The sequence below is a fragment of the Pseudomonas sp. EU05-FHT14B02 genome, from assembly GCF_058791055.1.
On record NZ_JBYTDD010000011.1, the window covers coordinates 44,458 to 66,575 of the forward strand.

A 22,118-nucleotide genomic window follows, 5' to 3' on the forward strand; every position below is an offset into this window, starting at 1 on the left:
CGCAAGGAAGTGACGACATGACTGACAACTCCCGCCCTGCCGTGCTCGAACTGATCGGCAATACACCTCTGGTACGCGTCAGCCGATTCGATACCGGCCCGTGTACGCTGTTTCTCAAACTCGAATCCCAGAATCCCGGCGGCTCGATCAAGGACCGCATCGGTCTGGCGATGATCGACACCGCCGAACGCGATGGCCGCCTGCGCCCCGGCGGCACCATCGTCGAAGCCACCGCCGGCAACACCGGCCTCGGCCTGGCTCTGGTCGGCCGCGCCAAGGGTTACCGAGTGGTGCTGGTGGTACCGGACAAGATGTCCACCGAGAAGGTCTTGCACCTCAAGGCCATGGGTGCCGAGGTGCACATCACCCGCTCCGACGTCGGCAAGGGCCATCCCGAGTATTACCAGGACGTCGCCGCACGGCTGGCGGCGGAAATTCCCGATGCGTTCTTCGCTGACCAGTTCAACAACCCGGCCAACCCACTGGCCCACGAATGCAGCACCGCGCCGGAGATCTGGGCGCAAACCCAGCATGATGTGGACGCCATCGTCGTCGGCGTCGGTTCGGCCGGAACCCTCACCGGGCTGACCCGTTTCTTCAAACGGGTGCAGCCGGACCTGGAAATGGTCCTGGCCGACCCGGTCGGCTCGGTAATGGCCGAATACAGCCGCGGTGGCACCCTCCCCACCCCCGGTTCCTGGGCGGTGGAAGGCATTGGCGAAGACTTCATCCCGTCGATTGCCGACCTGTCCAGCGTGCGCCACGCCTATTCGATCAGCGACGAAGAAAGCTTTGATCACGCCCGCCAACTGCTGCGGGCCGAAGGGATTCTCGGCGGTTCGTCGACCGGCACCTTGCTGGCGGCGGCGTTGCGTTACTGCCGCGAACAGACCCAGCCGAAACGGGTGGTCAGCTTCGTCTGCGACACCGGTACGCGTTACCTGTCGAAGGTCTACAACGACCAGTGGATGAACGATCAGGGCCTGCTGCAACGCAAGCACTACGGCGACCTGCGCGACCTGATCGCGCGGCGCTTCGAGGATGGCCGAGTGATCAGCGTCGGCCCGGATGACACGCTACTGACGGCTTTCCAGCGCATGCGCCTGGCGGATGTCTCGCAACTGCCGGTGCTGGTGAAGGGGCAGCAACTGGTCGGCGTGATCGACGAGTCCGACATCCTGCTGGGCGTGCATGAAGACGTTGCGCACTTTCGCAGGGCAGTCTCCAGCGCCATGACCGACAAACTGCAAACCCTGTCCCCCAATGCCACCCTGGCTGAACTGGAAGCCGAGCTGGGTCGTGGACTGGTGGCGATCATCCAGGATGCCTCGGGCTTTCACGGCCTGATTACCCGAACCGACATGCTCAACCATTTGCGGAGATCCCTGCCATGAGTCAACAGGATAAAAACGCCCCGCCACAGGGCTTCGCCACCCGGGTGATCCACGCCGGGCAAGCGCCGGACCCTTCGACCGGGGCGTTGATGCCGCCGATCTACGCCAACTCCACCTACCTGCAACAGAGCCCCGGGGTGCACAAAGGTCTGGACTACGGGCGTTCGCACAACCCGACGCGATGGGCGCTGGAACGCTGCGTGGCCGACCTCGAAGGCGGCACCCGGGGCTTTGCCTTCGCCTCGGGGCTGGCGACCATTTCCACGGTGCTCGAACTGCTCGACGCCGGCTCGCACATCGTTTCGGGCAACGACTTGTACGGCGGCACCTTCCGCCTGTTCGACAAGGTGCGCCAGCGCAGCGCCGGGCACCGCTTCAGCTTCGTCGATCTGACCGACCTGGCGGCGTTCGAGGCATCCCTGCAAGACGACACACGCATGGTCATGGTCGAGACCCCGAGCAATCCGCTGCTGCGCCTCACCGACCTCACCGCCATCGCCCGCACCTGCCGCGCGCGCGGCATCATCTGCGTGGCCGACAACACCTTTGCCAGCCCTTGGATCCAGCGCCCGTTGGAGTTGGGCTTCGACATCGTGCTGCACTCGACCACCAAATACCTCAACGGTCACTCCGACGTGATCGGCGGTATCGCCGTGGTCGGGCAGAACGCCGAACTGGCCGAGCGCCTGGGTTTCCTGCAAAACGCCGTCGGCGCCATCGCCGGCCCGTTCGATGCCTTCCTCACCCTGCGCGGCGTGAAGACCCTGGCGCTGCGCATGGAGCGACATTGCAGCAACGCACTGGCGCTGGCGCAGTGGCTGGAGAACCAGCCACAAGTCTCACGGGTCTACTACCCCGGCCTGCCGTCGCACCCGCAACACGAACTGGCCCAACGGCAAATGCGCGGTTTCGGCGGGATGATCTCCCTCGACCTCAACAGTGATCTGGCCGGTACCAAACGCTTCCTTGAAAGCGTGCAGATCTTCGCCCTGGCCGAAAGCCTGGGCGGCGTGGAAAGCCTGATCGAACACCCGGCAATCATGACCCACGCCACCATCCCGCCCGATACCCGCGCGGAACTGGGGATTGGCGATGGATTGGTGCGGTTGTCGGTGGGGGTTGAGGATGTCGAGGACTTGCGAGCTGATCTGGCGCAGGCGTTGGCAAGGATGTAAATCACCTGAATATTGGGACACCGCAAAACCTGTGGGAGCGAGCTCGCTCGCGATGGACTCAAGAGCGCCGCGTTCAGTCAGTAAACACGCGGCATCGTTAACGACCATCGTCGGAACGCCGCCCGGAGCAAGCTCGCTCCTGCAGGTTTTGCTGGTCTGGCACGCAAGACCCCCTATAATCGCGCCGTTTTCGTCTACCCTCACGAAGCGTCGTGCAGCAATCAGCTTGTGCGGGGCGCATCGACATTTTTCCGCTATTGAACCGGAGAACTTCCATGCTCAAACGTACCCTGGCATTGGCCGTCGGCCTGTCCCTATCCTTTTCCGCCCTGCTGGCACAGGCTGCCGATACCCTCAAGGTCAGCGCCATTCCTGATGAAGCCCCCACCGAATTGCTGCGCAAGTTCAAGCCCCTGGGCGAGTATCTGGAGAAGCAACTGGGCATGAAGGTCGAGTTCGTACCGGTGTCCGACTACCCGGCGGTGGTCGAGGCGCTGGCCACAGACCGCATCGACATGGCCTGGCTGGGCGGCTTCACCTTCGTGCAGGCGCGACTGAAAACCGGCAATGCCATTCCATTGGTACAGCGTGAGCAGGACGCCCAGTTCACCAGCAAATTCATTACCGCCGACCCGGCCGTCAAGTCGCTGGCCGACCTCAAGGGCAAGTCCTTTGCCTTCGGTTCGGTCTCATCGACGTCGGGCAGTCTGATGCCGCGTTACTTCATGCTGCAGGACGGCATCAAGCCGGAAACCTATTTCAGTCGCGTCGGCTACTCGGGCGCCCACGACGCCACGGTCGCCTGGGTTCAGGCCGGCAAAGTGGACGCCGGCGTACTCAATGCCAGCGTCTGGGAAAAACTGGTCAAGGCCGGCAAGGTCGACACCGACAAGGTCAAGGTCTTCGCCACCACACCGGCCTACTTCGACTACAACTGGACCGTGCGCGGCACCCTCGACCCGGCCCTGGCTGGCAAAATCAAGGCGGCCTTCCTCGCGCTCGACCCGGCCAACCCGGAGCAAAAAGCCATTCTGGACCTGCAGGCCGCCAGCCGCTTCATCGAGACCAAGCCTGAGAACTACAAAGGCATCGAGGAAGCCGCGCGCGCTGCCGACCTGCTGAAATGACATTGCATCTGAACCGGGTCAGCCTCACCCACGGCAATGGCGTGCATGCGCTGCATGAGGTCGACCTGCACATCGCTGCCGGCGAGCAGGTCGCAATCATCGGGCCGTCCGGTGCCGGCAAGTCGAGCCTGCTCAACGTGCTGGCCACCGCCCTGCGTCCCGGCAGCGGCACGGTCGAGGTGCTCGGCGAGCACGCCTGGCAGCTCGGCGCCCGACAGCGCCAGCGATTGCGCGCGCGCATCGGCCTGGTCCATCAGGCACCACCTCTGCCCCCCCGGCAACGGGTGGTCACGGCGGTGCTGGCCGGAAAGCTGGGGCAATGGGGTTTTTCCAAAAGCCTGTTGAGCCTGTTGCATCCGGTGGATGTGCCGGGCGCGCGGGCGGCACTGCTCAAGCTGGACCTGGGTGACAAGCTGTTCGCCCAGTGCCAGCAATTGTCCGGTGGCCAACTGCAGCGCGTGGGCATTGCCCGGGTGCTGTACCAGGCCCCCGAAGTGCTACTGGCCGATGAGCCGGTGTCGGCGATGGACCCTGTGCTGGCCGGGCACACCCTGTCAGTTCTCTGCCGACACGCCCGGGAACACCAGGTGACACTGGTCGCCAGCCTGCATGCGGTGGAACTGGCCCTGGCGCACTTCTCGCGCATCATCGGATTGCGTGAAGGGCAGATCCTGTTCGATCTTCCCGCCAGCGACGTCGACCACGATTTGCTCGACAAGCTCTACGCCAACGAGCAACTGCTGTCGCCGCCCGCGCCGGTGGCGCCCTTGAGCCTGCAGATTCCACGATGCTGACCCGCGATACACGAGACCCGGCCACCCTGCCCCGCCTGCTGTTCAGTCTGTTGGCGCTTGCCCTGTTGTGGCCCGGTATTCATTTCAGCGAACTGGACCTGGGTGTGCTGCTCCAGGCTGACAGCCAGAGCGAGATGGGCCGGTTTGTCTCGGCCTTCTGGCCACCGGCCCATGGCGAAGAGTTCCTCCAGTTGCTGTGGCAAGCCACGTTGCAAACACTGGCCATCGCCACCGCCGGCATGGCCCTGGCCTTGCTATTGGCCATCCCCGCCAGCCTGCTGGCCAGCCGGGCGCTCTCGTTGTCGGCGGCTTCGCGCAGCGGTCGCCCGAGCGCCTTGGGCCGGTTGTTGCGCTGGCCGGTGCGCGGGTTGCTGATCTTCCTGCGCAGCGTGCCGGAAATCGTCTGGGCCTTGCTGTTCGTGCGCGCCGTCGGCCTTGGCCCGACGGCCGGGGTGCTGGCCATTGCCATCACCTACAGCGGCATGCTGGGCAAGGTCTACGCGGAAATCTTTGAGTCGGTCGACCAGCGCCCAGCCCACTCTCTATTGCAAGCCGGCAGCAGCCGATTGGCGGCGTTCTGCTACGGCATCCTGCCCAATGTCGGGGCGGAGTTGCTGTCGTACACGGTATATCGCTGGGAATGCGCGATCCGCGCGTCGGTGGTGATGGGGTTCGTCGGCGCTGGCGGGCTGGGCCAGCAGATCGATTTGTCGTTGCGCATGTTCGCCGGCGGTGAAGTGGCGAGCATGTTGCTGACCTTTTTCGTCCTGGTACTGTTCGCCGATCAGATCAGCCGCCTGCTGCGTTGGAGGTTCGCATGAATCGCCTTTTCAACCTGCTGCTGATCCTGTGCATTGGTGCAACGGTCGTCGCTTCGTTCAGCTATCTGGGCATCGATCTCGGCGAACTGACGGGCAGCGGTAACCTGAAGCAGATGGGTGCCTACGTGCTGCGTTTTCTCAGCCCGGACCTGAGCACCGGCCATCTGCAAGCCATCGGCCGTGGCGCCGTGGAAACCATGGCCATGTCGGCCCTCGGCACCCTGCTCGCGGCGGTATTCGGCCTGGTCCTGGCTTTGCCGGCGGCCGGTCGTTTCGGTTGGCCGTTGCAGAGTGCGTCGCGCCTTGTGCTTAACGCCCTGCGCGCCATTCCCGAACTGGTGTGGGCCGCGCTGATGGTGCTGGCAGCCGGACTCGGCCCCAACGCCGGGACCCTGGCATTGGCCATGCACACCACTGGGGTGCTGGGTCGATTGTTCGCCGAAGCGCTGGAAAACACCCCGCCGCAACCGGCCGAAGCCATCCGTCTGCAGGGCGGCAACGTCGTCTGGGCCTTCTGTTACGGCACCCTGCCCAACCTGTTTCCACAGCTGCTGGCGTACATCCTGTACCGCTGGGAAAACAACATCCGCATGGCCAGCGTGCTCGGTTTTGTCGGTGCCGGCGGTTTGGGGCAGATGCTCTATGTCAACCTCAGCCTGTTTCAGGAGGCCCAGGCTAGTACTGTGATCCTGGCGATGTTGGTGCTGGTGTTTGCGGTTGATGGGTTGAGTAGTTGGAGTCGGCAGCGTTGGGTTAAGGCGTGACAGCCAGCGTGCAGTCCCAACGCAAAAAACCCTTCCTGCGTTTCAACACAGGAAGGGTTTTTTCATTGCGGCCGATCAGTCTTTAGCCTGGCTCAACTTGGTGAACAACTCGGTCGGTACTTTCTTGCCATTGGAGATGTACTGGTTGGTGCGGAACTTGTACACCTCACCCTCGGACAGGAAACCATCGCTGTTGGTGTCCATCGCCTTGAATTCCTCAGTGCCCTTGGGCGCCACGGTCAGCAGTTCCTTGAGCGACACGCGGCCATCATCATCGGTGTCGGTGCGCGCGAACGAAGCATCGCCGCACTTGCCTTCACCGCACTTGCCCTCGGCCTGGGTCTTTTGCGCGTTGGCTTCGGCACCACACTTGCCTTCACCACACTTGCCTTCACCACATTTACCTTCGCTGGTCTTTTCCGCGGAAGCCAGCTGATAGCCCTGAGGCAAGGCTTCGGCCGAAAACGCGGTGGAAGCGAAGTTGATACCGCCGACCAGTGCAACAGCGAGCAGGCCAATACGGGTTTTGTTCGACTGGATACGAGACATGTTGATACTCCGGATCATTTGCGCGGCTGGACCACCATTGGTCGTGCCACAAGGGTTGATAAACCTGGTTGCGAGCTGCATTGTGCATCTCGCTTTGCCAGGTCTATTTGGCCCCAGTGGTGTATCCGGGCTGTATCCGTGGGGAGCTGGTTTTGTATGGCTGTACGAAGATGTAGCGCCCTGATACACGGCGATACAACAAAAGCCTCAAGCTTCTAGAGTTCATTGACGACCTAGACCTTACAACTCAAGGAGCGTTAAGCATGAACGGTAAACGTATAGCAGCGGGATTGAGTCTTTTGTTCGCACTCAGTGGTGCGTGCCTGGCGGCGCCGGGCACCATCAGGTTTCAAGGCAGCATTGTGGAGCCGGGCTGTCAGTCACGCGTGGGTACGCATGGCAAATTCGAACTTTACCAATGCCCGGCCCAGAGTCGCGCGATGGGGATTGAGGCAAACACCATCGCGCCAACCGCCAGTGTGAGCGCTGTTGGTCAATCCAGCGTCAACGTCAAACTGCTCGCTGACAGTGGCCGGGAAGGTCGCTATTTCGATCAGCAGTATGTGTTGGTGGATGATGCTGGCTCCCCTGTCCGCTCGGGGAGCTACCTGATTACCCTCAGCATTCCCTGATAACTGAGCCGGGCTGATGTTGGCTGAGGCTTACACTGAACCTGTGGCGAGGGTGAGGCTTAGTTCGGGTCCAGCAACCCGCCACTCCAGTTACGCGACACCCGGCTGCCGGTGAATTTCGCCACACCCATGCCCTGGGATATCAGGCGGTCACGAAAGCGTGTCACCAGGCGCCCCGCTTGTTCGGCGTGCAACACCACTTCGGAAGACGGGTCGCCCGGGCGCCCGAGAATCCGTGCAAAGCGCTGGCCTTCCTCGACGAAATCCCCCAGCTCTTTTTCGAAGATCAGCACGCCGGGTTGCGGGGCGAGGATGGTTTCCATATGGCCCATTTCCACGGCTTCGACGGGCCATTCTGCAGGCGCCACTGACTCATCGATGACACCGCAACCGCACAGCCAGTTGTACAGCCCTGCGGCATCCTGTCCGGCAAAACGGTCGCTGACATCGCCCTGCCCGCGCAGCTCCAGGGTCGCAGCCATGCGCCCAGCAGTGACTCCGTCGCGTATCCACGGGGCAATGATGGTTTCCTCGAAGGAGCCATCGCCGCCGTCATCCCAGATGATCGCCACGTCCATTTTCATCGCCGCCGCCAGTTCGCGGCCACGGGGCCAGAAACTGCGGTGCACGTACAGGTACGGTAGCGCCTCGTCATCGGTGTGCAGGTCAAGCATCACATCGGCCGGGGCGGCCAGTTGCACCAGTTTCTTTTGCCATTGCTGAACGCAGGTCGAAGGTCGCTCCATGGCCACCGACTGGTCGAACGCGCGATTGAAGTTATGCCCGGTGGCGTCGTGATAACGGCCAAGGATCCGCCCCTGGCGAAACTGCCCGATGCCCAGCGGATTGGCCTGCGGCACCACGGTGATGTTGCCTTTGAGCCGGCCCTGGGTTTCGGCGGTGTGCAGTCGTTGCATCAGCAGGTGCAGGACCAGCATCCCGGCGATTTCATCGGCGTGTACGCCGGCTTGCAGATGCACGTTTGGCCCGCTGCCGTCGCCTGCATAACGCCAGGCACCGACCCGCACGGCATCGCCATTGTTGTTGCGAACACTGAACGAAATATCCTGCGGCATTGGCTTTCCTCCCGTCATGAATGCTGAAAAACGTGGTATCGCTGCTGTAGCTGGTGATTGAACAGACGTTCAACTAAACTCGGAATCGTGGAACCTCACCCAAGGACAACCCTGTGACAACCGATGCCCCGAAAAACCGTCGCGCCGAACCCGATGACCGTCGCGAAATGCTGGTGGCCGCCACTCTGCGTTGCCTGGGTCGCGACGGTCACGCCGGGATTTCCGTACGGCGCATTGCCACCGAAGCCGGCGTGTCCGTGGGGTTGCTCAACCATCATTTCGGCAGCATCGAGGCGCTGATCGCCGACACCTATCAGCGGCTCGCTAGCGAACTGACCACCGCCCTGCTCCAGGAAATCGAGCAGGCCCAGACACCCGCGCAAAAGATCGATGCCTTCCTGGAAGGCTCATTCTCGCCCCGGGTCATGGACCCGCAACTGCTCGGCGTGTGGGTGGTGTTCTGGAGTCTGATCCGTCACTCCGAACACGTCAGCCAGTCCCACGAAAAAAGTTACCGCGCCTACCTCGACCTGATCCGCCAGTTGCTCGACGGGCTGGCCGCCAGCGAAGGCTTCGTGATTCACGACACGCGCCTGGCCGCCATCGGCTTATCGGCGATGCTCGACGGTCTCTGGCTCGAGTGGTGCCTGAACCCCGAGACCTTCAGCGCCGCCAACGGACTCCACATCTGCCGTTGCTGGATAAAGGGGCTGCGTCACGGAGCATTCAGCACCGACGACATCCTGTGAAGAATGCCGGCCGAAGATCATCGCCAGGGTGCCACTGACGGCGATCAGCCCGGCACCGATCATCAGCGACATGTCCATCAGTGTGCCCCAGACCAGGCTCGACAGCGCAAACGCCCAGATCAGCCCGGTGTATTCGAACGGCGCGAGCAGGGTCGCGGTGGCGCGGCGGAAACTGGCGAACAACAGGAACTGGCCGATGCCGCCCACCAGGCCGGCGCCGAGCATGCCCAGCCAGTCGGGCGTCGGTGATGGCGTGTGGGTCCACGGCAGGGCAACCGCCATGCAAATCACGAACACCACGTTGGTGATCAGCATCTGCTCCAGCACTGAGGTCTGCTCATCCACCTGACGCAACTGGATATAGGTAAACGCCCAGCACATCGCCGCCAGCAGGGTCAGGACGATCGGCAACGGATCGGTCATGTTGTCAGGGCGACAGGCAATGACCACCCCGACAAAACCGATGATCAGGCTGAACCACTGCCAACCGCTGGCGCGCTCCTTGAGAATCACCGCCGCCAGCACCGTGACCATGATCGGCGCGGAAAAATACAGGGTGGTCATCTCGGCCAGGGTCAGGTCCCTGGCCGCCGTGTAGTACAGCACCCAGGCGACAATCGAGAGCAAACCGCGCACCACCAGCAAGCGCCGGCTCGGCGAGCGCCAGGCCCGCTGGACCAGGCGCAGGCGCCCGGCCAGCAACACCGCGGCCACCACCACCAGGCTGCGCCAGAACAGGATGGTCACCACCGAATAGTCGGCCACCAACCATTTGATGACCGCATCCTGCAAGGCCAGGAACGCGTAGCCAAGGGTGCACAGGCCAATACCCTGCAGCGAGCGGTCAACCTTTGGCGAACTCATCAGGCTGACCTGCGCACAGGCGTCCCGCGCCGTTCGGCAAAAGCAAACAGCGCTTCGATCAGGAACGTCAGGCAGACGTAGACGCCGGCCACCAGCAACAAGGGTTCGTACACCTGCAGGGTCTGCGCGCGAACCACGTTGGCGGCGCCGAGCAGGTCGATCACGGCGATGGTCGAGGCCAGCGCCGTGGACTTGAGCAGCATCACGGTTTCCCCGGCCAGGGTCGGCAACAACAAGCGCAGGGCTCGGGGCAAGCGCACTCGCAACAACGACTGGCGCGCGGTCATGCCAAAGGCCGACGCGGCTTCCATCTCACCCTTGGGCACTGCCAGCAGGCCACCGCGAATCACTTCGCCGACATAGGCCCCCATCGACACCACCAGGGCGAACACGATGTACCAGTAACCATCACGCAGGTACGGCCAGAGAAAGCTGCCACGAATCAGCGGGAACTGGGCAAAAAGGCTGCCCAGCCCGTAGTAGTAGATGTAGATCTGGATCAACAACGGCGTGCCGCGCGTCACGCTGGTATAGAACAGGCTGACCTTGGCGATCACCTTGTTTTTCGAGATACGTGCCAGCGCCACCAGCACCGCCAGCAAGTAACCGAACACACTCGATACCAACAGAATGACGAGAGTGGTTTGCAACCCCCGGCCCAACAGTGCCGCGTATTCGACTATCCACGCTGGAATCATTTCATTCACTCAGCCAAAGGCATCCAGCGACGAATACGCCGCTCAAGCCGACCCGACAGATAGTTCGACGCCAGCGTCACCGCGTAATACAACGCGGCAGCCGTGAGGTAGAACAACAGATAGTGACGCGTCGACCCCGCGCCTTGCTTGGCGGTGTACAGCAACTCGTTGGTGCCGACCACGCTGATCAGCGCACTGTCCTTGATCAGGTTGATCCACAGGTTGGCCATCCCGGCCATCGCATAAGGCGCCATGATCGGCAGAGTAACCCGGCGAAACAGCCCAAAACCGTTGAGGCCGAACGCCTTGGCCGCTTCGATCTGGCCGAAGGGAATCGCCTGGATCGCCGCGCGAAAAATCTCCGAGGCGTAGGCGCCCTGCACCAGCCCAAGCACCACGATGGCCGCCAGCGGGCCGCTGACATTGACCACGCCGTAGCCGAGCCGGGTCATCAGCGAATTGAGGAGCATGGAGCCGACGTAGTACAGCAACAGAATCAGCAGCAATTCCGGAACTGCCCGGAACAACGTGGTATAGCCGCGCATCAGCGCTGCAATCGGCTTCGGCGCGCCGAGCTTGAGACACGCCACCACCAGTCCGATAGCCAGCCCGAGGACAAAGGCCCCGGCGGAAATCTGCAGGGTCATCCAGAGCCCCTTCAACAGCGCACTGCCCCATCCCTGCTCAGTGAAATTGATCAGATCGAACATTGCCGGCATTTCAATCTCCAGTTGGCGGTTAGAAAGCACCGCCAGACCCTGTGGGAGCGAGCTTGCTCGCGATCGCGGTGGTTCAGTCAACTTGGATGTTGACTGTCATGCCCTCATCGCGAGCAAGCTCGCTCCCACAAGGATTTGCGTTTTCCAAGGGTTCGCGTTCGACCTAGCTGTCAGAACGCAGGCTTCACGCTAGTGCCGAAGTAGCTCTGGGACAGGTCGTCGTAGTCCTTGCTCGCCAGCAGCTCCTGGATGGCCTTGTCGAGCTTGGCCTTAAGTTCGGTGTCGTCCTTGCGCAGGCCGGCACCCACGCCTTTGCCGAAGATCGGGTCATAAGGCACGGTGCCGAGGTAGGCCAGGTCCTTGGCATCCGGGGTCTTGATGAATGCGGCCATGGCGGTGCCGTCGGCCATCATCAGGTCGATGCGCCCGGCAATCAGGTCGGCGTTGGCCGAATCCTGGGTGTCGTAGTACTTAACGTCGGCAATTTTTTCGTAGTAGGTCTTCAGGTAACTGGCGCTCACGGTCGAGTTCTGCACGCCGATGATCTTGCCCTTGAGGTCATCCGGGTACTTCTTCACCGACGCCTCTTTCGGGCCGACGACGGCAATCGCCGAATCGTAGTAGGCCTTGCTGAAGGCGATCTGTTTTTCCCGTTCTTCGGTCACCGACATCGAGGAAAAAATCACGTCGATCTTCTTTGCCAGCAACGATGGAATGATGCCGTCCCACGCCACTTCCTTGATCTCGCAATCGGCTTTCATTTCGCTGCACAGTTTGTGGATCAGGTCGACTTCAAAACCCTTCCATTCACCGTTGGCCTGTTTCTCTGTGTACGGCGGATAGGGTTCGGCGGCCACCGCGAACCTGATCGGCTGCGCCTGTGCCGCACTCATGCCGGCCAGCAATACGCAGGCCGCACCGGTCAACCAGTTTGCAAAACGTCGATTTCCCATGTTGTTTTCCCGTCTTTTTATGATGAGTTAGCGAGTCTGATGAGCGTTGACGAATTGTCGGCAACGCTCGCTGTGTGGGTGTACGAACACTTCGTCCGGCGAACCGGTTTCCTCGATCAGCCCTTGGTGCAAAAAGGCAACTTTGGAAGAGACATCGCGTGCGAACGCCATTTCATGAGTCACGAGGATCATGGTCCGGCCTTCTTCGGCGAGGGAGCGGATCACCCGCAGCACTTCCCCGACCAGTTCCGGGTCGAGTGCCGAGGTGGGTTCATCGAACAGCATGACCTTGGGCCGCATGGCCAAGGCCCGGGCGATGGCCACCCGTTGTTGCTGTCCCCCGGAGAGAAACGCCGGGTACTCGTTGCGCTTGGCCGCCAGCCCGACGCGTTCGAGTAGTGCTTCGGCCCGTTCAGTGGCCTCCGCACGGCTTTCACGCAGGACCTGGGTCGGCGCTTCGATGAGGTTTTCCAGCACCGTGCGATGGGGCCAGAGGTTGAAGTTCTGGAACACCATGCCCAGGCTGGAACGGATGCGCACAAGCTGTTTGGCATCCGACACCAGCGGTGCGCCGGGGCGATTCTGGTTAAGGTGAATGCTTTCGCCGTCGACCAGGATGCGTCCCTGGTCCGGCACTTCGAGCATGTTGATGCAGCGCAGCAAGGTACTTTTGCCCGAGCCGCTGGCACCGATCAGGGAGATCACTTCGCCCTCGCGGGCGGTCAGGGAAACACCCTTGAGCACTTCGATATTGCCGAAGCGTTTGTGCAGGCCATCGACTTCGATCATGGTCCTGGCGGCGGCCGGTTCGACGGTCGCGGTGCTGGTCACCGTGCCGATCACCGGCCTGGGCGCTTCACCATTGAGTACCTGGACAAAGCCGCGAATGCGCTGGCAGGCCTGGGCCAGTCGCTCGTCACTCAGGGTGAACGACAGCCGTACAAACCCTTGGGCCGGCTCACCGAATGCCGCGGCATCGAGCACCGAGACACCGGCTTCGCGCAGCAGGCGCCAGGCGAATTCCAGCGAGGTCAGGCCGGTGCCGCGCACATCCACCAGCACGAACATGCCCGCATCGGGATTGAGCACGCTGATGCCCGGGCAATCGGCCAGGCCGGACACCACCAGATCGCGGCGCCGACGATAGATCTCGCGCATGCCGTGGGTGACTTCGTCATGGGACTGCACGGCCTTGAGCGCCGCTTCCATGACAAACCCGGGCAAGCCGTACAGCATGCTCAACACCAGGGTTTCGACATGGTTGACCAAGGCTTGATTGGCCACGACCCAGCCGATGCGCCAACCGGTCATGGCATGGGATTTGGACAGGCTGCCGATCACCACGCAGCGCTCGGCCATGCCCGGCAACGCCGCCAGGCTTTGGTGTTCACGCTCATAGGCCTGGCTCTCGTAGACCTCGTCCACCACCACCCACAGGTCATGGGCAATGGCGAGGTCGGCGATGGCTTGCAGCTCTTCACGACCCAGCACCACGCCGGTGGGGTTGTTCGGGTTGGAGAAGAAAATCGCCCGGGTGCGCGGGGTAATGGCCTTGGCCAACACGGCGGCATCGAGGCGGAAACCCGAGTCCGCCGCACAAGGCACCCGCACCAGCGTGGCGCCGGACGCCTTGAGGGTCGCTTCGTAGGTGACGTACATCGGATCGAAGGCAATCACTTCGTCGCCGGCACCGAGCAGGCACATCGAGGTGGCGAACAAGGCGTTCTGCGCACCTGCCGTGAGAATGACGTTGGTCGCCTGCAGTTCGCGGTCGATCAATTGGCTGTAGCGGCCGGCAATGGCCTCGCGCAGGGCCTGGCGACCGGCGATTTCGGTGTAGTGGGTATCCCCTTCGCGCAGGGCGTGGATGGCGGCATCGGTAATGAAATCGGGAGTGGGGAAATCCGGGTCGCCGACGCTGAGGATGATCACGTCCTCGCCATTGCGCTGCGCAGCGCTGGCCGCGTAGTGGATATCCCAGGCGGCAACGCCTTGGCCACTGATCCGTTCAACAAAGGGTGAAAACCGCATGCCAGTGCCTCGTTCGAATTGAAGAAACGCAAGCCCGCAACCAGCCGGGGGAAGGTGGCCCTCAACATAGTCCAGACTGAACACTCGTTCAACAGAAAACTCGCGAGGCTTCGCGTTCAGCGCAAACAGGTCGTTTTCACGACAGTCGCGCCGTTTTTCAGCACGGCGCGATCAGGCGACGTGAAACGATTTTGCTGACTGCGCCAATCGCCAGGGCGACGAGGATCAGCCCGGCGGCGACCACGAACGTCAGCCGCATTCCCTGTGCGATGGCTTCGGGTTGCGCTTGCAAAACATCGTTGCTGGCCGAACCGAAGGCGAACACTGCGCCCATCACGCTGGCGCCGGTGATCAAGCCAAGATTGCGCGACAACCCAAGCAAACCGGACACCACGCCACGCTGCGGCGTCGCAATATTCGACATGACGGCGGTATTGTTGGCCGCCTGGAACAGCGCGTAACCGGCGGTAATGACCACCAGTGGCACGATGTAGCCGAACGCACCGAAGCCCGTTGGCACGACGGGCAGGATGCAGGCGCCGGTCAACATGGCAATCAATCCGAGTGTGGTGGCTCGATGTGCGCCCAATCCGTCGACCCATCGACCCGCCGGAACCCCGGCCAGTGCGGCGACCAGCGGCCCCGTCGACATCACCAGGCCAACGCTCGCTGCATTCAGCGCCAGTGCGCCGGTGAGATAAAACGGCCCCACCACCAGGGTGGCCATGACCACGGTCGTCACCAGCATGCTCATGGCGAAACCTGCGCTCAGTTGCAGGTTGCGGAATATCGTCAGTCGAACCAGCGGTGACTCGGCTGTGCGCTCGACGAACACAAACACGCCCGCCCCGACCATCGCCACCAGCAACAGTGCCGTGTTCAGCGGACCAAAACCGCCACGCCCGAGGGTCATCGCCAGCGCATAGGCCAGCAGTGTCAAGACCAGTACCAAGGTGCCGAGGACATCGAAACCCGCTCCATCCGCCCTTTTCTCACGGCAATCTTTCGGTAAAAAACGATGCGCGAGCCCAATCGCCAAAACACCCAACGGCACATTGACCAGAAAAATCGCCTGCCACCCCAGATTGGCAATCAAGAAACCGCCGAGGGTCGGGCCGAGCGACGTGCCAATCGCCGACATGGTGCCGAGCAGGCCCATCGCACTGCCCAGTTTTGCCTTGGGCACCGCCTCGCTCACCAGCGCCATGGTCAACGCCATCATGATGGCCGCGCCGATACCCTGTAAGGCCCTTGCGGCAATCAGCAACCACAGACTGGACGCCAGGGCGCACAGGAACGAGGCGACGGTGAACACCGCATTGCCGGTCAGCAGCAATCGCCGACGGCCAATGATGTCGCCGAGCTGCCCGACACTGACGATCAACGCCGTGATCGCCAGCAGGTAAGCGAGCACCACCCATTGCACTTGCTGGAAGGAGGCCGAGAACGCTGCGACCAGTGTCGGTAAACCCACGTTGGCAATGCTGGTGCCCAGGGACGACAGCAACATGGATAACGACAGGCTGGCCAAGGCGCCCCGAATCGATATGGACTTCATTTTCTCGCGACTCCGCAAATAGGTTGTCTCGAGCCTAAGCCCGCACCTAACATGGCGGAAGACGCAGCATTTGCACTTTATACGTGCATACAACGCCACACTCGAAAATGTGGGAGCGAGCTTGCTCGCGATGGGGCCCTGACAGCCACCATTGATGTCGACTGAAACTCTGCAATCGCGAGCAAGCTCGCTCCCACAAGGATTCACTCCATGCCAGACCTGAATCTGCTGATCACCCTGAACGTGTTGCTCGAAGAAGGCAGCGTGGCCCGCGCTGCGCAGCGTTTGCGCCTGAGCCCCTCAGCCATGAGCCGGGCGCTGGCGCGGTTGCGCGAAACCACGGGTGATCCGCTGCTGGTGCGGGCCGGTCGCGGACTGGTTCCCACGCCCCGGGCGCTGGAGCTGCGTGAACGCGTCGGCGCGCTCGTGCAGGACGCCGAAGCCGTCCTGCGCCCCGCCGAGGCACTGGATCTCAATCAACTGGCGCGCACCTTCACCCTGCGCACCAGTGATGGCTTCGTGGAAAATTTCGGACCACCACTGATCGCCCGCCTCCACCAGGAAGCACCCGGTGTCCGCCTGAATTTCGTGCAGAAGCTCAACAAGGACAGCACCTTGCTGCGCGAAGGCTCGGTGGACCTGGAAACCGGTGTGATCGGCGAATCGACCAGCCCGGAAGTGCGGACCCGGCTGCTGTTTCGCGACCGGTTCATTGGCGTCGTGCGCAAGGGTCATCCACTGGCTCGAGGCGAGATGACAGCGGTTCGTTATGCTGCCGCCCGGCACATCCTGGTCTCGCGCCGGGGCCACGAAAAAGGCGTCATGGACGACGCCTTGAATGAGCTGGGACTGACGCGCGACATCGCCACCATTGTCGCTGGCTTCTCTTCCGCGATTGCTTTGGCGCGGGCTTCGGACCTGGTCACCAGCGTACCGCAGCGGCACGTCGGCAACCTGTGCCAGGGAATGCATTGCTTTGCCCTGCCGTTCCCCACGCCGGCGATCACGGTTTCGATGTTGTGGCACCCGCGCATGGACGCCGACCCGGCGCATCGCTGGCTACGCGGGTGCGTGTGGGAGGTTTGCAGTGTGCAATGAGCCGGCCGCGCTCGCCTACTCCTTCAGGATCAGCAGCGGTTCGCCTTTCTTCACGATGTAGGTCGCCAGTTCCGAGGCCTTGCCTCCACCCACGTTCTTCGCCACATGGGCGACGCCTTCAGGGATGTACAACGAATCGCCGGCCTTGAGTATCACCGGTGCCCGACCTTCCAGTTGATACTCAAAGGTGCCGCTGATCACGTGCGCCACCTCTACGCCCGGGTGAGCATGCTTGGGTGAAGTCACGCCGTGATCGAAGTCCACGAGTACCTGAAGGACTTCGCGATCGGCGGCACCCAGGTCTTCGCGTACCAGGTCGGTGCGATGCAGGCCCTGCTGCCAGCTTTTCATCGCTGGAGCCGGCTGTGCTTCCTGGGCTTGAGAGAGACTCGCTACGGTGGCGAGCCCAGCGGCGGCCAGGACCAGACCAAGCTTGCCGAGGGTGTGACGGGTGTGGGTACGCAACATTGTCTTTCCTCCAGTTGAACCACGCCAAGCCGCGCCGAAAGTGACGCGGTGCCGGTGGTTCCATTTGAAGGCCGCCGTGTATCGCCCGGGTGTCGGGAAACGGCGGTTTTGTATGCCCCGGTAACGGTGGGCGTTGCGGATACCTACGGATACAAACCCGCAACTGCGGGCACGTCGCAGGTCTTATTCCCCCGCCGCCCCACGACTGCCCTTGAAAGCGTCGCGCCGGGCGCTGCGTTCGGCGATGTAGGCGGCACTCGGCTCACTGATCAGGTCCGCGCGGCGCAAGGGCTGCCCGCAATGGGCGCACATCGGTCCGAGCCCGGCCGGCTCGCCGCAACTGCGGTGGGTATGGACCACCGCCAGGCCTTCCTCGGGCGACTTTGTGCATCGCGGTACCGCCAATCGACGCCGAGCTGGTCGAGGCGATTCGCGGCTTCACGAAACTCGGGGTCTGCGCCGCCGCAAAGGCCCTGGGTAAGTCGACCCGGACCATCAACTACATCGCAGGCCTGTACGGCATCAAGTTCGCCACGACCACCGCCGCCACTCTGGAAGATCGGCGCAAGGCTGAAGCGAAGCTGGTGCCGCGCATCCGCCCGCTGGCCCGGGCGAATATGAGCCAGATGGCAATCGCTGAACAACTCGGCATCGGGCGAATCGTCCTGCGCCGCATCGCCCACTTCCACGGCATCACCCTCAACTCCCGAGCATCCTGAAATGGACCAAGCATTCGAAGAAGCCGCAAAGCGGTAAAGTGGACTGGAGGCGGCGAAGGCTGCCTTCTTTGCATCTGGGGGCGGGCGCAGTTGATCCCGACTGGCATTGGCAAGGACAGCCCTGGCGTCGATCAAATCCTGAAGCCTGTGTACGGTTATCGCAATATCGAGGCGCCAAAGAGCAAGCGCAGGCGGCTCATCAGCGACGAAGAAAAAGCCGCTCTGGCCACTCAATTAATGGAGTGCAAAGCGGCCGGCATGACGCGGTATAAGGCCAGCAAGCACCTCGGCATTAGCGAAACGCTATGCCGTCGGCTGATCGCCGATTAATCGCTCGACTTCCCGGCATCAGCCTGATGCGCAGGATGGCACGCGTGCAACAACGCAAACGACAAAGCTGGATGGCATTGCCGGCCAGCGGAATAGATGAGGTTAGTCATGGCCAAAAGTGGAAAGGAACGGTCGGCCAAGGCTGCCAAGAAGCGGATCGAATTCGACGAGAAGGAATTGCGGCACCGCTGCCGGCTCGGCACGCGCAACATTCTTGAAGAGTTGATGCTCTGGAACGAAGACACTGAGCAGGCATCAGTGATTGAAGGCTGCCTGCGTTATGTCCACTCGCTCGATCCCGAAGGTGCGAGGGAGGCATTGAGGGAGCGCCACGAAATCGTGATTAGCGAAAACGTGGCGCAGGAGTTCCGCAATCAAACTTTGGCGGAGCTAAAGCGAGATCCCGGAGACGAGATCATCGCGCCAAACTGAAGACTGAAATCAGTTGCTGCGACTGAGCTGAACATTCTGGGATGTACATTCGGTGGTGCTAACAGTCCCCATGAAAGCATTCATCTTCACGGAGCACTTCTCGATATTCAAGCCGTTACGTCCATCGCTTGAAATGTTGGTGACATAGGGGCCAGCGGTTGTGCAGCCAGCCAAAACAGCGAGCAAACCCAAAGCAACGATATTAAATTTCATATGAGACCTTTCGAGCGGTGGCCTGAGCCAAATGGTTCTCCGAAACCGGCATTGAAACTTAGTCAAAGCGTAGACCAACCCGAAAAAATCACCCCACCCTGTCGCATCCGGTCACGGAGGGTGGCGCCCCACTACCTAAAAGCTGAAATCAAGCCTGTAATGGCACCGATTACGCCTACCGCAATACCGAACCAGTAACCGACAGCCTCACGTTTGTGCTTCTGCTCCTCTCGAATGGCTGCACGAACAACCCTCAGACCTTCGTCTGTCAAATATCGAGGTTGTTTCGGGTCCTTATCCCACTCAACCTTCTCATACATTGCCTTGTCGTCAGTGTTTGGCATTTGAATTAGAAGGCTGTCAGCTTTTCCCCTGTAGTACCTGGTCTGGATTAAGCGCTTCCACTCAAAAAGATCATCATCCTCACGAGAAAAGAAATCCAGAGCCCCATTTTCGTAGTTTTCTTGAGTTTCTGCGGGGCGCTTATTATCGAGCGCTCGCTGAGCGTTGCTCTGTTTGCGAAGCTCAATTCGGTACTGAATGTAATTCGGCCACTGCCACATCCCTGATCACCCCCAAATCAATGAATTCGCAATATACCCGGCGAGGATTCCCTATGTCCGCACAACAGAAGAAACCCCAGTTCATCCACGGCCAGCCAAGCATGGGCCTGCCATTTCAGAAAGAGCTGGTGGTGGACCTGTTCGCCGGCGGCGGTGGCGCCAGCACCGGGATTGCCCGGGCATACCGGGAACCAGATGTCGCGGTAAACCACAACCCGATCGCGTTGGCGGTGCACCGCGCCAACCACCCGGAGACAGCGCACTATGTTGCCTATGTGTTCGAGGTTGACCCTATCCACGCCACGGGCGGCCAGCCTGTCGGTATGCTCTGGGCTTCGCCCGACTGCCACCACCGCAAGGCCAAGGGCTGCGCCCCGCGCGATCGCGGCGTGCGTGGGCAGGCCTGGGTCGTGGTGCGCTGGGCACACGCCACCCGGCCGCGCCTGATGTTCCTGGAGAACGTCGAAGAGTTCTGCGACTGGGGACCGATCGACGAAGACGGCCAACCGATCAAGGCCGAGCGCGGCCGCACTGGTCGAGGTCGTGCAGGTGCCGGACACTCTTACGTCGGAGCAGATGGAAGGCGCTCGCCGCTGTGCAGCCTTCATGCACGAACAACTGCCGGAGCACTTCCAAGACCCAGCCGAAATGGTGATGGTCGGCGGCTATGTGCTGGTGGACATCACCCTGCGCATGCTGCAGCCGCCCGAGCAGAAGGCCGCGCAAGGCTTCGACAGGGACTACATCATCGATCGCGGGCTGTTTGTCGATCCGGTAACCGGTGCCGAGGAGTGGCGCGACATCAATAAAACGGACCAGGTGCGGCTGATCGGCAACAGTGTATGTCCGGATGAGGCCGAGGCATTGGTCAGCGCCAACGCCGCCGATATCATCGAACTTTACCAGCGCCTCGCGGCGTGACTCACCCTCACCTATTGCGCTGAAGCGCTGGCTCGGAGCCATAGGCAATTACTCGCCACTGCGCGAGATCGGCAATCAGTCGAAGCCCTTGTCGGGCCTCGGCTTCAAGCCTGTACTCGGGAAGACTGAGCAACCGCACAACCTCTTTACCGATCAGCCTTATCGCTTCCACATCGGTTTTCGCACTCATCGCAGTCACCGTCAGGTATGCACCAAGTGCAAATCATCATCCCAATTTACGAATCATGCCAACCGGCGAGAAAGGAAGATGATAGAGGCATGGCGGCATGCTTAAACCTGGATCAGAACGCTAGCCTGCTGCGAATCAATAGTTGGGATCTGCCCCGAGCCCTGTGAATGTAAAAGCCAAGCCCGAGTCAGCTTCACGTCGAAGCGCCAGCCGTGGGTTTCCATCCATACAACCGCTGTATGGGTAATTCGATAGTGTCCGCATTCTGGACATGCTCTTTCCTGGTAATCATCACCAACATCGACCTCCGAAGCAGGCTCAAAGCAAATTAGGCATTCCATATCTACCTCCATTGGTTGAACCCTTAAATATAGACGATCCCCACCCCTCCACCGCCCGGGCATTACCCGGCATAGGACGCCCCATGCCCACAGAAAACCAATCCAACACAGCCCTCGCCCCGCGCCCGTGCCGGGAATTCCGGGACAAGCTGAATGCCCTCCCGCGCTACATGTTCCTGCTGAAACCTTCAGACGTGGGCATTCAGAAACTGGAAGACTCCACCGGCAATTGGATCGACGTGCATGAAGCTCAGCAGGTTGTTGACCAGGCCCAGGAGGAGATCAACCAGCTCCGAGCTGAGCGTGACGCCCTGCTGCTTCGTCTGAACGCAGCGGATCAGCGGATTGATGAACTGACCGCGCAGAATCAGGGCGAGCCAGTCGCGTACCTCTACACCTGCACGTTCGACGAATACCAAGAGCCTGAAGTGCGCCGGGCTAAGCTCCGCGTGAATGTCGTAACCAAAGGATGGATTGAGGAACCTCTCTACACCGCGCCGGTAGCGGCCGACATCGCGCACGACCGCGCCTATCGCAATGGCCTTATGGCTGGCTTCCAGTTCGGCATCGGCGGTAACGAGAAAGGCTATGCCGAAAGCCTTGAACGATACGGCATCGAGATTCACGAAGCGAAAGCCAAGCAGCGCATAACAGCGTCGGTGCTGCTGCCTGATCGGAAGCCACCATATGCCACCGCCCCCGACAACGACATGCGCGTCCGTCTTGAGTGCAAGAACAAGGGCTACAACAAAGCACTGGACGACGTACTGCTACAAGGGGCCATGGCGCTGAGGGTTCACCCCGCCAGTCACCTAAGGGGAGAAAGCGTGTACACAACTGGCGAGATGAACCAATAAACCGTAGCTCATCTTCAAAGCGTGCCACACGCCCTTCATCAGAATTCCAAATACCCACCCTCTGCCGCCGCGGGCGACATGG

General features: G+C 61.5%; 26 protein-coding genes and 2 pseudogenes. 14 read left to right on the forward strand and 14 right to left on the reverse strand.

The window, feature by feature from the left end:
* Positions 1-17: 17 nt before the first annotated feature.
* The 6 genes from AC3WTM_RS12355 to phnE all read left to right on the forward strand — a co-directional run bounded on the left by AC3WTM_RS12355 (position 18) and on the right by phnE (position 6,075).
* Positions 18-1,394, forward strand: a complete 1,377-nt coding sequence (locus AC3WTM_RS12355) for a pyridoxal-phosphate dependent enzyme (protein WP_102671909.1) — start codon at positions 18-20, stop codon at positions 1,392-1,394.
* Complete coding sequence (locus AC3WTM_RS12360) at positions 1,391-2,569, forward strand: trans-sulfuration enzyme family protein (protein WP_102671910.1); 1,179 nt, start codon at positions 1,391-1,393, stop codon at positions 2,567-2,569. The genes AC3WTM_RS12355 and AC3WTM_RS12360 overlap by 4 nt, the downstream gene beginning before the upstream one ends.
* Positions 2,570-2,844: 275 nt before the next feature.
* The gene (locus tag AC3WTM_RS12365) at positions 2,845-3,696 is read left to right on the forward strand and encodes a putative selenate ABC transporter substrate-binding protein (protein ID WP_102671911.1); all 852 of its coding nucleotides are present in this window, start codon (positions 2,845-2,847) and stop codon (positions 3,694-3,696) included.
* Positions 3,693-4,490: a phosphonate ABC transporter ATP-binding protein gene (locus tag AC3WTM_RS12370; RefSeq protein ID WP_102671912.1), complete on the forward strand. Its 798-nt coding sequence runs from the start codon at positions 3,693-3,695 to the stop codon at positions 4,488-4,490. The genes AC3WTM_RS12365 and AC3WTM_RS12370 overlap by 4 nt, the downstream gene beginning before the upstream one ends.
* Positions 4,484-5,311 (forward strand): PhnE/PtxC family ABC transporter permease, encoded by an 828-nt coding sequence (locus AC3WTM_RS12375; protein WP_102671913.1) that lies wholly within the window; start codon positions 4,484-4,486, stop codon positions 5,309-5,311. The genes AC3WTM_RS12370 and AC3WTM_RS12375 overlap by 7 nt, the downstream gene beginning before the upstream one ends.
* Positions 5,308-6,075 carry a phosphonate ABC transporter, permease protein PhnE gene (phnE, locus tag AC3WTM_RS12380; RefSeq protein WP_102671914.1) on the forward strand — a complete coding sequence of 256 codons (768 nt, stop codon included), beginning with the start codon at positions 5,308-5,310 and terminating at the stop codon, positions 6,073-6,075. Before AC3WTM_RS12375 ends, phnE begins: the two co-directional genes overlap by 4 nt.
* A 75-nt stretch (positions 6,076-6,150) precedes the next feature.
* Here phnE and AC3WTM_RS12385 read toward each other — a convergent pair whose 3' ends face one another.
* Entirely contained in the window at positions 6,151-6,624 is a 474-nt protein-coding gene (locus tag AC3WTM_RS12385) for an HvfA family oxazolone/thioamide-modified RiPP metallophore (protein WP_102671915.1), read from the reverse strand.
* 263 nt (positions 6,625-6,887) lie between these two features.
* On the opposite strand from AC3WTM_RS12385, the gene AC3WTM_RS12390 reads away from it, so the two are divergent.
* On the forward strand, positions 6,888-7,256 hold the full coding sequence (locus AC3WTM_RS12390; protein WP_102671916.1) for a type 1 fimbrial protein: 369 nt from the start codon (positions 6,888-6,890) through the stop codon (positions 7,254-7,256).
* 59 nt (positions 7,257-7,315) lie between these two features.
* Here AC3WTM_RS12390 and AC3WTM_RS12395 read toward each other — a convergent pair whose 3' ends face one another.
* Positions 7,316-8,332 carry a M14 family zinc carboxypeptidase gene (locus AC3WTM_RS12395; protein WP_102671917.1) on the reverse strand — a complete coding sequence of 339 codons (1,017 nt, stop codon included), beginning with the start codon at positions 8,330-8,332 and terminating at the stop codon, positions 7,316-7,318.
* Between the two features lie 167 nt (positions 8,333-8,499).
* Here AC3WTM_RS12395 and AC3WTM_RS12400 point away from each other — a divergent pair.
* Positions 8,500-8,985 (forward strand): annotated as a pseudogene (locus AC3WTM_RS12400) (TetR family transcriptional regulator C-terminal domain-containing protein); the annotation flags it as partial.
* Here AC3WTM_RS12400 and AC3WTM_RS12405 read toward each other — a convergent pair.
* From AC3WTM_RS12405 to AC3WTM_RS12430, 6 genes are all read right to left on the reverse strand, one after another.
* Complete coding sequence (locus AC3WTM_RS12405; RefSeq protein WP_102671919.1) at positions 8,941-9,945, reverse strand: DMT family transporter; 1,005 nt, start codon at positions 9,943-9,945, stop codon at positions 8,941-8,943. The pseudogene AC3WTM_RS12400 and the gene AC3WTM_RS12405 sit on opposite strands and share 45 nt — an antisense overlap.
* A complete protein-coding gene (locus tag AC3WTM_RS12410) occupies positions 9,945-10,643 on the reverse strand; it encodes an ABC transporter permease subunit (protein ID WP_007999837.1) in 699 nt (232 codons plus the stop codon). Before AC3WTM_RS12410 ends, AC3WTM_RS12405 begins: the two co-directional genes overlap by 1 nt.
* Positions 10,644-10,648: 5 nt before the next feature.
* Entirely contained in the window at positions 10,649-11,362 is a 714-nt protein-coding gene (locus tag AC3WTM_RS12415; RefSeq protein WP_057396652.1) for an ABC transporter permease, read from the reverse strand.
* 170 nt (positions 11,363-11,532) lie between these two features.
* A complete protein-coding gene (locus AC3WTM_RS12420) occupies positions 11,533-12,315 on the reverse strand; it encodes a transporter substrate-binding domain-containing protein (protein WP_090456270.1) in 783 nt (260 codons plus the stop codon).
* Positions 12,316-12,342: 27 nt separating this feature from the next.
* Positions 12,343-14,346, reverse strand: a complete 2,004-nt coding sequence (locus AC3WTM_RS12425) for an aminotransferase class I/II-fold pyridoxal phosphate-dependent enzyme (RefSeq protein WP_102671920.1) — start codon at positions 14,344-14,346, stop codon at positions 12,343-12,345.
* A gap of 157 nt (positions 14,347-14,503) precedes the next feature.
* Positions 14,504-15,904 (reverse strand): MFS transporter, encoded by a 1,401-nt coding sequence (locus AC3WTM_RS12430; protein ID WP_102671921.1) that lies wholly within the window; start codon positions 15,902-15,904, stop codon positions 14,504-14,506.
* 210 nt (positions 15,905-16,114) lie between these two features.
* Here AC3WTM_RS12430 and AC3WTM_RS12435 point away from each other — a divergent pair, with 210 nt between their 5' ends.
* Positions 16,115-17,002 (forward strand): LysR family transcriptional regulator, encoded by an 888-nt coding sequence (locus AC3WTM_RS12435; RefSeq protein ID WP_102671922.1) that lies wholly within the window; start codon positions 16,115-16,117, stop codon positions 17,000-17,002.
* Between the two features lie 15 nt (positions 17,003-17,017).
* On the opposite strand, the gene AC3WTM_RS12440 is transcribed toward AC3WTM_RS12435, so the two are convergent.
* Positions 17,018-17,470 (reverse strand): cupin domain-containing protein, encoded by a 453-nt coding sequence (locus AC3WTM_RS12440; RefSeq protein ID WP_102671923.1) that lies wholly within the window; start codon positions 17,468-17,470, stop codon positions 17,018-17,020.
* Between the two features lie 183 nt (positions 17,471-17,653).
* A pseudogene (locus tag AC3WTM_RS12445) lies at positions 17,654-17,854 on the reverse strand (winged helix-turn-helix transcriptional regulator); the annotation flags it as partial.
* Between AC3WTM_RS12445 and AC3WTM_RS12450 the strand changes: the two are divergent.
* The 3 genes from AC3WTM_RS12450 to AC3WTM_RS12460 all read left to right on the forward strand — a co-directional run bounded on the left by AC3WTM_RS12450 (position 17,854) and on the right by AC3WTM_RS12460 (position 18,951).
* Positions 17,854-18,189, forward strand: a complete 336-nt coding sequence (locus AC3WTM_RS12450) for a hypothetical protein (RefSeq protein WP_146023723.1) — start codon at positions 17,854-17,856, stop codon at positions 18,187-18,189. The pseudogene AC3WTM_RS12445 and the gene AC3WTM_RS12450 overlap by 1 nt on opposite strands.
* A 90-nt stretch (positions 18,190-18,279) precedes the next feature.
* Positions 18,280-18,519: a hypothetical protein gene (locus AC3WTM_RS12455; RefSeq protein ID WP_102671924.1), complete on the forward strand. Its 240-nt coding sequence runs from the start codon at positions 18,280-18,282 to the stop codon at positions 18,517-18,519.
* A 108-nt stretch (positions 18,520-18,627) separates the two neighbouring features.
* Positions 18,628-18,951, forward strand: a complete 324-nt coding sequence (locus AC3WTM_RS12460; RefSeq protein ID WP_102671925.1) for a hypothetical protein — start codon at positions 18,628-18,630, stop codon at positions 18,949-18,951.
* Positions 18,952-18,960: 9 nt separating this feature from the next.
* Here the strand turns inward: AC3WTM_RS12460 and AC3WTM_RS12465 are convergent, their stop codons facing one another.
* The 3 genes from AC3WTM_RS12465 to AC3WTM_RS12475 form a co-directional block, all read right to left on the reverse strand.
* The gene (locus AC3WTM_RS12465) at positions 18,961-19,164 is read right to left on the reverse strand and encodes a hypothetical protein (protein WP_080925379.1); all 204 of its coding nucleotides are present in this window, start codon (positions 19,162-19,164) and stop codon (positions 18,961-18,963) included.
* Positions 19,165-19,295: 131 nt separating this feature from the next.
* The gene (locus AC3WTM_RS12470; RefSeq protein WP_102671926.1) at positions 19,296-19,727 is read right to left on the reverse strand and encodes a hypothetical protein; all 432 of its coding nucleotides are present in this window, start codon (positions 19,725-19,727) and stop codon (positions 19,296-19,298) included.
* Positions 19,728-19,744: 17 nt separating this feature from the next.
* The gene (locus AC3WTM_RS12475; RefSeq protein ID WP_256586104.1) at positions 19,745-19,963 is read right to left on the reverse strand and encodes a hypothetical protein; all 219 of its coding nucleotides are present in this window, start codon (positions 19,961-19,963) and stop codon (positions 19,745-19,747) included.
* A 370-nt stretch (positions 19,964-20,333) separates the two neighbouring features.
* Between AC3WTM_RS12475 and AC3WTM_RS12480 the strand changes: the two genes are divergently transcribed.
* Positions 20,334-20,648 (forward strand): hypothetical protein, encoded by a 315-nt coding sequence (locus tag AC3WTM_RS12480; RefSeq protein ID WP_256588279.1) that lies wholly within the window; start codon positions 20,334-20,336, stop codon positions 20,646-20,648.
* Positions 20,649-20,655: 7 nt separating this feature from the next.
* On the opposite strand, the gene AC3WTM_RS12485 is transcribed toward AC3WTM_RS12480, so the two are convergent.
* On the reverse strand, positions 20,656-20,838 hold the full coding sequence (locus AC3WTM_RS12485) for a hypothetical protein (protein ID WP_102671927.1): 183 nt from the start codon (positions 20,836-20,838) through the stop codon (positions 20,656-20,658).
* Between the two features lie 424 nt (positions 20,839-21,262).
* On the opposite strand from AC3WTM_RS12485, the gene AC3WTM_RS12490 reads away from it, so the two are divergent.
* Complete coding sequence (locus tag AC3WTM_RS12490) at positions 21,263-22,036, forward strand: hypothetical protein (protein WP_102671929.1); 774 nt, start codon at positions 21,263-21,265, stop codon at positions 22,034-22,036.
* Positions 22,037-22,118 lie beyond the last annotated feature (82 nt).